The sequence below is a fragment of the Gordonia sp. N1V genome, from assembly GCF_029269935.1.
Taxonomy (GTDB): Bacteria; Actinomycetota; Actinomycetes; order Mycobacteriales; family Mycobacteriaceae; genus Gordonia; species Gordonia polyisoprenivorans.
This window is the reverse complement of the sequence record NZ_JARJDD010000015.1, coordinates 136,614-146,674: the sequence shown is the minus strand read 5'-3', so window position 1 is coordinate 146,674 and position 10,061 is coordinate 136,614. Positions and strand designations below refer to the sequence as shown.

Below are 10,061 nucleotides of genomic sequence, written 5' to 3'. Positions count from 1 at the left end.
TCACAAGTGAGCAGATTCGATGAGCATCACTGAGCACTTTCGATGAGCCTCGTCAAGTCCGGCATCTTCAGTTGAGAGACCGCCACGGGGAAGTCGTAGTGAGCTGGCGACATGATCGCTCCTTCGAGGTCGACATCTTCTTGCGTCGGACCGTACCCGGAGCCTCTGACAAGTCTGCTGTCCACGACAGCCCTTACACGGGACCAGGCACGTTCATCGAGCAGCGATCGCCGTCCAATCAGCCGCATCAAGCCACTCGCGTATCGCCGGACCACAGAGGGGGTTCGCTGTCGTCAACTGCGTGAAGAAGGGCGACTCTTCCCGACGTATACGCTTCCCGGTTTGGGCCTCTACGTCCCGAGCGTAGGTGATTATGGCACCGTGGCGCGCTCTTGAGATCATGACGGAAAGCACTCGCGCCTCTTCAGCCTGCAGCTCCGGAGTCTTCGCGCGAAAATCGGGGATCGCTCCGTCCTCGGCACCGATAATGATCGCCCAGTCGAACTGTTGCCCCTTGCCGATATGACCAGTGAGAACGTGTATTCCTGGCATGGTAACGAGCGTCGACTCGTCACCGACTCGGATCCGCGAGCGCATGTCCTCGGGCGCCCTCACGCAGCTGTTCGTAACACCAGCCGAGCGCGTCGACGACGCTCTCCCGGGTTGCTGCATCGGCTATGGTCTTAAGCCCTGATGCGAGGCGAAGATACTCGACCTTGTCGGTTGCAGCGTTGTACCCGTCGACGTCGAACTTGCTCAGCATGGCGCGGATTACTCGTGCGGTGTCGGTGTCAAGTACGCCGTCATCCCAGCGGAGGAACTCCACCCCAACCTCAGATAAGGCGGCTTCTACGAAGCGGCGGCGCGGGACGGTACGTGCCATGATCGCTATCCGGTGGCCTGGCGCCTGTCCTGCAATCCTGTTCGCCAGCTTCGCCACTCGCTCCGCTTCCACCTCCGCAGTCGAGAAAGATGCGATAGCGAATAGTCCGCCGTGCGGCCACGATGCGGGATCCGCGGACGTGAGCTCGGTGCCACTGGTCAGAGGGATCAATGAGTTCACTGCTCCGAGCACCGCGGGCGACGACCTGTGGGATTCGGCGAACTCGACTACTTCCGAACACTCCTCACGAATCACCACGTGAATCGTAGCTGGGTTCGCCCCTGCAAACCCGTAGATGCCTTGCGCAAGATCCCCACCGTAGGTCGTGCGGCCGTAGCCGATCCGATGAACGATGCGGAGCTGTTGCGGCGTCAAGTCTTGGAACTCATCGACGATGACCGCCCCGAAGTGCGACCGGTACAACTCTGCAACTGGTTCGACCGCAAGAATGAGTTCGGCGACGCGAGGCAGATCATCATAGGTCAGCCGTTCGCTGTCGATTCGATCTCGCTCCAGCTGCAAGGCGGCCATCTCACGGTTCGTCGACAGGAACTCCTCCACTTCCGCGTCAGTTCGCATCTCCTGCTTCGCTACGCGGAGTGCATCCTTGACTCGATTCGCTACCGGGAAGTCAAAGTTCCGGCGACGGCACTCGGTGGATACCCAATCACTCTCTGGAATTGCCAGATCAGGTGACAAACCAATGACGTTCGCGTGCGCCTTGAAGATCCGTGCAGACAAACCGTGGAAGTTCACGACCGAGACATAGTTCCGTAATTGTCCGGTCCCCAGGTATGACCGAAGTCGCTCGCGGATGTTGTCCCTCGCCCGATTCGAGAACGTGACGACCAGTACCTTCTGAGGCGCAACAATATCGTGTCTTTGCAGGAGCCCCTGGACTCGGAGAGCGAGCGCTTCCGTCTTTCCGCATCCGGCAGGTGCGATGACGAGCAGGTCGCGAGCAGTATGGTCGCGAATCTGAATCTGCGATGCAGTCGGTTCTAGCATCAGTTCGCGATCTCGTTCAGGAGTGACTCGACACTTACGATCTTTCGTGCCGTGGCCTCTGTGAGGACCGGCGCCACTGACAGCGCGGCCCGTACCTTGAAGTCACTTTTCCGTCGACAGAACCCCGCGACGTCAGCAGCGGTTCGCATACCCCCCGCACCGGTTGCTGCGCATATCGACAGTTGATTCGGCGCGAAGTGTCCGCCGTTGGAAATTGCGTCCCAAACGACCTGGGGACCAAGCGCCTCGACGTACTCGTCTTCCAGGTCTGCGTCCGATACCCACACGGAACGACCTGGCAAATCGTCGACAGAGACGCCGAACTTCTCAGCGGTTGCCTGCTCGGCATCCTTGTCGATAAGGAGGGACATGGGAATATCGAAGCCAGTGGCACCGAACAGCTTGTCAATGGGTGCCATCTCGTTCGCCCCGCGGGCTTCGAGCACGCAGGCTCCGAGGCGATCAAGGTGACGATCCGTTAGCTCGGCGGCACGTTCTAAGATGATTCGATCGGATATCCCCTCGACGGCGATCACACGCTTTGCGGTAAGTGGCTCGAGCCGGTCGCGCACCCACCAGCGAACGAAGGTCTTCTCGTCGTCAGACATGAACCCTTCTTGGGGTTGCACCACATCTCCGCCCCTACGCACAACGACGATCGAATCGGGATCGAACGCACCCACAATGTCGGAGGAGTGGGTGGCGAGTACCTTCTGACTTGAGCTCGACCGAAGCAGCCGCGCCAGACTTCGCTGCGATGTGGGGTGGAGGTGAATCTCCGGCTCGTCAATGCCGACGACATGAGCGCCTACCGTCATCAAGTCATAGAGTGCGATCGCGAACAGCGCGCGAGTTCCGTCGGACTGCTCCGATAGATCGTGACGCTCACCCTCCTTGGTGATCTGGAGCCGAACGTCGTTGAGCACATCCTCCGTGGCAGCAGCACCGCTTACGAACGTTAAGTCGCCGGCATCGAGTCGCGCAGGCAACGCCTTGGATAACTGTCCAGCAAGGCGACCACGAAGCGCTTCAAGCCGTTTCGAGCCGTCAAGCTGAACCTGAAACTGCTCGGCGACCGCAAGGAATGCCTTCTGCTCATCGCCAAGCTCGATAGCTCGCAACAGGTCGTCGACGGCTGAGTGACGATCTTCACGGATGTCGCGCGTGGAAGCTGTGGCGCTGAGGAACTTCCACCCGAGGCCATCAAGCTGATCACGAGAGATCTGCCGTCCTGTGCCGCCGAACGGAGCGATCCGTTGGATCGTCAGCGAGCCCTTGTCATCGGCCTCCGCGCGAAGCTGGATGGTGAGCGACGTCGCGGAGGTCTGTGGGTCGACGTAGATCTCGTCCGGGAAGTACGCGCGCTCGTCCTGACCGAAGTCCGTGAGTTCGATCTCGATGATGAGCGGCTCTGTGGCGTCACGAAAGTCGTCAACCGTGATGTTGGCATACAGCTGAGCAACGCTCGCCCGAAGTGCATGGTCGACCGCCCGGAGCAGCGACGACTTTCCGACGTCGTTCGCGCCGACGAGTACCAGGTGCTCCCGGACCCCGATCTCGAAATCCTGCAGGCGCCGATAGTTCTCGACGCGGATTCGCTGAAGCTTCATGCTTACTCCTCGTCCGGGACCATCAGCCCACCGAACGCATCCCGCAGGGATTACGGTGAGTCACCCACGGGCTCGAGGTTGTCCCGCAGCGCGTCAGCCGCATTCAGCGCCGTCACGAGGCTGGTCATCCTGTGCAACTGAACTTGCATCTTAAGCAGCGCTGTCTGGCCGAGTCGATTGCGGCTGGTTTTCGTCGAGGCCTGTGACGCAGCGCTAATCCCTGCCAACGATGAGGGTGAGCTCAGAACTTGCATCAGGTAGGCCAGCAGAACTGCGTCGTCATAGAGGCCGTCCTTCGGCGTGAAAATCGGGAACTTGTTAGACACGTATCCCGCATCGACGTCTTCAACCGACGATCGCGAAGGCTGCACGAAAGGCGGATACTTGCTTGTAGATCAGGCGTCCGTGACGGCCGGCATGAGGTAACTCGTCTTGAGTTCGGACTGGACTGTGATCGCGAACGAACGCACTTCCGCCCGACCACCGGACACCGACCTCCCGGGTGGCCGTCGCGTGTGGCATCTCGCGGACCACGCCGACCTGCTCGTCGGATGGCGGGTGACACCCGACTCGCAAGCGGCTGCAGCAGAGAGCTGCATGCTCGCCGCGTTCTTCAAACACCACACCACGGCCGTTTGCTGTTCGCCAACGCTCGGTTGTGAACCTGGTGGTCCAGCGATGGCCCACTGAAACCTCTCGGGCCCACTCTGACTCTGAGGCGGGCTACCCCCCCGGGAATAAGAAACCCCTTCGACGCAGGTCGGAGGGGTTTCTATGGTGGAGCTAAGGGGACTCGAACCCCTGACCCCCACACTGCCAGTGTGGTGCGCTACCAGCTGCGCCATAGCCCCGTATTCTGTTCTCTCGCCCCTCGAAATGGGCACTGGCGAAGTTACACCATCGCGTGAACGGTAAACAAATCGCCTTGTCAGCGACGCGGTCTCGGAGGGCAGTGGTTCACTCGGTCTCCTTGGTCAGAATGGCCGTCAGCCACCCCGGGCCGTCGGTGATCCCGTTGACCGGCTCTCCGTTCAGCAACACCGTCGGGGTGCCCACTGCCGTGGTTTCCATGGCCTTTTCGAGTTGAGTGCGCGACTGTGCTGCAGCCTGCTTTGCCTCGGCGAGCTTGGCGCCGGTGGCGATGCACTGTTGCGTCGGGGGAGCGGCTCCCTGCGCGGCGGCGATTTGCGCCAGCTGGGCGTTGGAGTGGTCGGAGTCGCCGTTCTCCTTGGGCTGATCGACGAACAGCGCGGTGTGGAATCGGAAGAACAGCGCTGGGTCCTTGGCGTCACCGACACATTGCAGGGCTCCCGCGGCGCGTTCGGAGTAGTCACCCGACGCCGACCTCGAGTTGAGGAACGTCAGCATGTGATAGCGCACCCGGAGCTTGCCGGAATTGACGGCATCGATGATCGGCTGGCCGGACTGCTTCTCGAACTGCTGGCACACCGGGCAGAGGAAGTCCTCGAACACATCGATGGTGGTCGGGGCGGCGGGTTCACCCACGATCAGCGCGGCGTTCTCGTTGAGCACGGTATCGCTGACCGGCCCCAGGTCCTTCTTGTTCGCGTTCCAGACGAAGCCGAGGATGACCAGCGCCGCCACTGCCACCACAGCGACGCCGACAAGCACATAGGTCGCCTTGCTGGAGGTCGACCGGGGCTGATGGCCGGACGGCGTCGAGGTGGCGGATTTCCGCGACGACGCGGCCGAGGGCTTCGCGCGCGAGGCGTTCGAGGTCTTGCGCCGCTCAGTCACGCACTCGACTGTAACGGGTGGTCACCAACGAGCGAGCCGAGCGTTCGGCCAGGGCCGCGTCGAGCGTCGGCAGGCGTCGCTGCACGGCGGCAGAGGGTGGGTCAGTGAGCCGCTTCGAAGGCCTCGAGCACGTTGGCCGGAATACGGCCCCGGTCGCTGACCTCGAACCCGTTCTTGGTTGCCCACTTGCGGATGGCCTGCGTCTGCTCTTTGCTGCGGGTGCCCGCGCCGCTCGTGGCGCGCTTGGCGGCCGGCTTGCGGGCCGAACCAGCGGTGCGCGACACCTCGATGTATCGGGCCACCGCGTCGCGGAATTGCTGAGCGTGGCGTGCCGAGGTGTCGAACTCGTAATCCTTGCCGTCGATCGACCAACGAACGGTCTCGTATTCGTCGAGAATCTTGCCGTCGATGTCGTCGACGATCTCGACCGATTGAACCTTTGCCATGTGGACCTCCAGAGCCTTCACTTCTGCCCGCCCTGAATGACGGCTGCCGGGCGTCACCGAAATGTCGGCACTGCCCAGAATGTGGGGGGCGTAGCCGTATGGTAGCCGGAATCGAATAAGAGAAACCTGAAAGAATCACTCACTCAACAGACGCCGAAAATCGGCGAAAAACGTGAAGGAATCCTCAGCTTGGTGGTGCGGGATTCGACGGTTCATCAGTGTCGGACGGAGTGCCGTCGGCGTCGGTGGAGTCAGTGTCGTCGAGCCCGAGAAGCGACTGCGGTGCGCGCTCGTTCGCGTAGATCTTGCGATAACCCGTTGAGGTGACTGCGAATCCGGTGTCGGACGTCGACTCGAGGCAATACGTGCCCGACGGCGAGACCAGACACTGGAATCGACCGATGGCGATCGTCGTCCCGAAGTCGACAATCGAACTGCGATAGAGCACCGGATACTCGTTGGAGCAGGCGCCGTGAGTGGGGCCGTCGGCGCCCAGGGTGATCAGGTTTGCTGCCCATTGACAGCTCGATGGCTCCGATGCCGGGGGAGTGCCGTTCGCAGCTGCGTTGTTGATGCGGCATGCCAACGTGGCCCGCCCATTGGTGCCGGTGGAACAACTGAGGTTGCGGTCGGGGGTGGAGAAGTGAAATCCCGACGTTTCTTGCAGCGGATCCGTCGAGCCGGTGGCGCCGTCGTGATAATTGGAATTATCGGCGCGCGGTGCGAGCGAGACCACCCGGCCAATACTCCAATCCGGTAATTCGGTGGCGGTGTTGGTGATCGAGGCGGTTGTCGTCGATGTGCTCGGGGCATCGGACTCGGTGGTCAGCTGATCGGTCGGCGGCAGCACGATCTGGGACGGACCGTTGCCGCCCGACAGCGAGCATGCCGTCGCGCCGGCGCCGAGGAGGACGATCCCGATCGCGGCCATTGATATCGACACGCGGCGCGACCATCGCGATCCGTACCCTTGCACTGTGTCGACCCCCAAGATCGTCCTGTTCTACGTGTTCACCCCGTTGCCCGACCCTGAGGCGATCCGGCTGTGGCAGCAGGCCGTGTGTTCCTCTCTCGGGTTGCGCGGCAGGATCATCCTGTCACGGCACGGCATCAACAGCACCGTCGGCGGAGACCTCGCCACAGTGAAACGGTACGTCAGGGCCACCCGCGAATACCCCCCGTTCGCCCAAGCCGACATCAAGTGGTCGGAGGGCGCCGGCGACGACTTCCCGCGGTTGTCGGTGCGCGTGCGACCGGAGATCGTCACCTTCGGCGCGCCTGAGGAACTGAAGGTCGATGAGTCCGGCGTGATCGGTGGCGGTGACCGGCTGACCCCCCGCGATCTGCATCAACTCGTCGAGCAGCGCGGCGACGACGTCGTCTTCCTCGACGGCCGCAACCGCATCGAGTCGGAAATCGGCAGATTCGCCGGCGCGCTCACCCCGCCGGTGGAGACCACCCGCGACTTCGTGCCGCTGCTCGACAGCGGCGCCTACGACCACCTCAAGAACCGTCCGGTGGTCACCTACTGCACCGGCGGGGTGCGGTGCGAGGTGCTCACCGCGCTCATGCGCAACCGCGGCTTCGAGGAGGTCTATCAGCTCGATGGCGGGATCGTTCGCTACGGCGAGGAGTTCGGTGACGACGGACTCTGGCAGGGCTCGCTCTACGTGTTCGACAACCGGATGAACGTCGCGTTCTCCGACCATCCCGACGTGATCGCGGCCTGCGTCGAATGCGGATCGGCGACAAGCAATGTGGCCAACCATCCCGATCGGCTCGGTCGCGACCTCGCGGTCATCTGCGCCGACTGTCTCGCCGCCGCGGGTGTCACCGGGTCGGGTGATCCCTCACCGTCGGTGACGCCGCGATGAGCCGGGTAGGCGTTCCCGTCGTCGTGGTCGCCGGATTCCTCGGGTCGGGCAAGACGACGCTGCTCAATCACCTGCTGCGGGAGGGCGGTCGCGATGGTTCCGTCGGCGCGCGAATCGGGGTGTTGGTCAACGACTTCGGAGCGGTGAACATCGATGCCATGTTGGTCGCCGGGCAGGCCGACGGCGCAGTGAGCCTCGCCAACGGGTGCATGTGCTGCTCGGTCGACCGAGACGGACTCGACGCCGCGCTGTCGACTCTCCTGCGGCCGTCGGCCCGTATCGACGCCATCGTCATCGAGGCCAGCGGCATCGCCGAACCACGAGCACTGATCCGCATGGTCACCGGCTCCGACGACCCCCGGATGCGGTATGGGGGACTGGTCTACGTCGTCGATGCGGCGTTGTTCGCCCGTACCCGACACGAGCACCCGGAGATCGACCTGCACATCGCCGTCGCCGATCTGGTGGTACTCAACAAGATCGACCTCGTCGAGCCCGAGGCACTCGACGACATCACGACGGTCCTGCGTGAGCTCAACCCGACCGCGGCACAGATCTCGGTGATCGACGCCCGGGTCGACCCGGCGATGCTGTTCGATCAGGTCGTCGCGCCGGATGCCGACGCACCGGACAGTGCCGGCGACGACACAGGACCGGTGCAGCTCACCCTCGATGCGTTGCTCCATGATCCCGGACGCCGTGACTCCGAGACCCTGGATTGCGGTACCGCCGACGAGCACGAGCATGGCCATGGAGACCATCTCGGGCCGGGATCACACGGTCACCGACACCTGCACGACGAGTTCACCTCGGTCGAGTTCACCTCGACCGCGCCGATGGACCCGCGCCGGCTCGCGCGATTCCTCGAGCGGCCGCCGGTCGGTTGCTATCGGATCAAAGGAGTCGCGCACTTCGACCTGCCGGGGCATCGGCAGCGCCACATCGTGCACGGGGTCGGCGGCTTCGTCGAGGTGCGTCGCGACTCGTGGGCCGGCCAGGCCAGGCAGACCAGCATCGTCGCGATCGGAACGGGGATCGACCGTGACGAGGTCCTCAGCGTCTTGACCGCGGCCGTCGCCGACGACACCACCGCCGACGACGAGCACGGCATCCTGCACATCACCCGACACCTGCCCGCGCGCTGACCTGCGCCGACCACGGGTCGCCCAGGCTAGGCTGACCTCCGTGTCTCGATCCCGTGCCCGTCACGTCACAGCTGGCTAACGAATCCGATCAGCCCAGGTCACCGATTTCCGCATCTCACCCGCGACTGTTTGACTGTGTGAAAGCTGTGGCTATTGTGGCCAGTGTTGCTGCTTTGACTTGGGGTGGCGACGACCGAAACGACGACGCTGAGGATGTGCGAACATGTCGATCGCCCGGAGACGAGGCTCGCGAGCGCGACTCGCGATCACGGCTGCGGCCGTCGCCCTGCTGACGGGGTCGGCGGTGCTCACCGCCACCACCGGAAGTGCACCCGCATCGGCCGCACCGGCCACGGGCACCAGCCTTGCGGGCAAGACGATCTTCCTCGACCCCGGCCATCAGGGCGGCGCGGCCGGCCACGACCTGGCCAAGCAGGTTCCCGACGGACGCGGCGGTACCAAGGACTGCCAGACGACCGGCGCGACCGGGGTGAACGGCGTGGCCGAGCACACCGTCAACTGGGACGTCGCGCAGCTGGTGAAGGCCGGACTCGAGAGTCAGGGCGCGCGGGTGGTCCTGAGCCGACCCGACGACACCGGCTGGGGCGGATGCGTCGACGAGCGCGCTGCCGCGGCGAGCCGGTCGGGAGCGGCCATCGCGGTCAGCCTGCACGCGGATTCGACCACCACCGGTACGGATACGACCAAAAAGGGCTTCCACATGATCGTGCCGACGCTGCCGATCCCGGATGCGACGGTCAATCAGGTACAGGGCGGCGAAGGCCGCAAGGCGTCGACGATCATGCGTGACGCCTTCCTCAAGGCGGGCTTCCCGGCCGCCAATTACGCCGGGGTGAACGACGGAATCCAGACCCGCTCGGATATCGCGGCGGTGAACCTGACCAAGGTCCCGGCCGTCTTCATCGAAATGGGCAACCTTTCCAACCCGCAGGAAGCCGCCGCGTTGGCCGCCCGTGACGGTCAGGTCAAGTACTCGATGGCCATCACCGACGGGATCATCAACTACGTCAAGGGCTCTGCGGCCGCCACGATCCCCGGCGTCAGCAACCCCGGTGCCACCACACCCGGTACGACGACCCCGGGTTCCGCGACCCCGGGAACGACGACCCCACAGTCGTCCGGTGACGACGATGAACTGTCGGCGGTTCTTCCGTTCATCCAGCAACTGCTCGGCACCAAGGATCCCGCGGAGATCATGCGGTTGATGCTCACCGAGGGTCAGGACGCGTCGGCGCAGGTGCTCAACGCCATGCTCGAGATCGTCTACGGCCTGTTCGACGGAAAGCTACCGATCGGCTGAGTGTCCTCGACAGTCG

The 10,061-nt window shown here is 63.6% G+C and carries 10 protein-coding genes and 1 tRNA gene; 3 read left to right on the top strand and 8 right to left on the bottom strand.

Annotated elements, in window-relative coordinates; translation table 11 throughout:
• Positions 1-213 precede the first annotated feature (213 nt).
• From P3L18_RS19225 to P3L18_RS19190, 8 genes are all read right to left on the bottom strand, one after another.
• Positions 214-552, bottom strand: a complete 339-nt coding sequence (locus P3L18_RS19225; RefSeq protein WP_276114927.1) for a 3'-5' exonuclease — start codon at positions 550-552, stop codon at positions 214-216.
• A gap of 19 nt (positions 553-571) precedes the next feature.
• Complete coding sequence (locus tag P3L18_RS19220) at positions 572-1,891, bottom strand: ATP-dependent helicase (RefSeq protein ID WP_276114926.1); 1,320 nt, start codon at positions 1,889-1,891, stop codon at positions 572-574.
• The gene (locus tag P3L18_RS19215) at positions 1,891-3,501 is read right to left on the bottom strand and encodes an AAA family ATPase (protein ID WP_276114925.1); all 1,611 of its coding nucleotides are present in this window, start codon (positions 3,499-3,501) and stop codon (positions 1,891-1,893) included. The genes P3L18_RS19220 and P3L18_RS19215 overlap by 1 nt, the downstream gene beginning before the upstream one ends.
• A gap of 50 nt (positions 3,502-3,551) precedes the next feature.
• Positions 3,552-3,872, bottom strand: coding sequence for a hypothetical protein (locus P3L18_RS19210; protein WP_276114924.1), 321 nt, complete (start codon positions 3,870-3,872; stop codon positions 3,552-3,554).
• A 404-nt stretch (positions 3,873-4,276) separates the two neighbouring features.
• Positions 4,277-4,352 (bottom strand) — tRNA-Ala (locus tag P3L18_RS19205).
• A 106-nt stretch (positions 4,353-4,458) separates the two neighbouring features.
• Complete coding sequence (locus tag P3L18_RS19200; protein WP_238534722.1) at positions 4,459-5,259, bottom strand: thioredoxin domain-containing protein; 801 nt, start codon at positions 5,257-5,259, stop codon at positions 4,459-4,461.
• A 101-nt stretch (positions 5,260-5,360) separates the two neighbouring features.
• Positions 5,361-5,705, bottom strand: coding sequence for an Lsr2 family protein (locus tag P3L18_RS19195; protein WP_006367728.1), 345 nt, complete (start codon positions 5,703-5,705; stop codon positions 5,361-5,363).
• A 184-nt stretch (positions 5,706-5,889) separates the two neighbouring features.
• Positions 5,890-6,648 carry a hypothetical protein gene (locus P3L18_RS19190; RefSeq protein WP_253194018.1) on the bottom strand — a complete coding sequence of 253 codons (759 nt, stop codon included), beginning with the start codon at positions 6,646-6,648 and terminating at the stop codon, positions 5,890-5,892.
• A gap of 34 nt (positions 6,649-6,682) precedes the next feature.
• Between P3L18_RS19190 and P3L18_RS19185 the strand changes: the two genes are divergently transcribed.
• The 3 genes from P3L18_RS19185 to P3L18_RS19175 all read left to right on the top strand — a co-directional run bounded on the left by P3L18_RS19185 (position 6,683) and on the right by P3L18_RS19175 (position 10,045).
• Entirely contained in the window at positions 6,683-7,579 is an 897-nt protein-coding gene (locus tag P3L18_RS19185; protein WP_079930423.1) for a rhodanese-related sulfurtransferase, read from the top strand.
• On the top strand, positions 7,576-8,724 hold the full coding sequence (locus P3L18_RS19180) for a GTP-binding protein (RefSeq protein WP_079930422.1): 1,149 nt from the start codon (positions 7,576-7,578) through the stop codon (positions 8,722-8,724). Before P3L18_RS19185 ends, P3L18_RS19180 begins: the two co-directional genes overlap by 4 nt.
• Positions 8,725-8,947: 223 nt before the next feature.
• A complete protein-coding gene (locus tag P3L18_RS19175; RefSeq protein WP_079930421.1) occupies positions 8,948-10,045 on the top strand; it encodes an N-acetylmuramoyl-L-alanine amidase in 1,098 nt (365 codons plus the stop codon).
• The last annotated feature ends 16 nt before the right edge of the window (positions 10,046-10,061 follow it).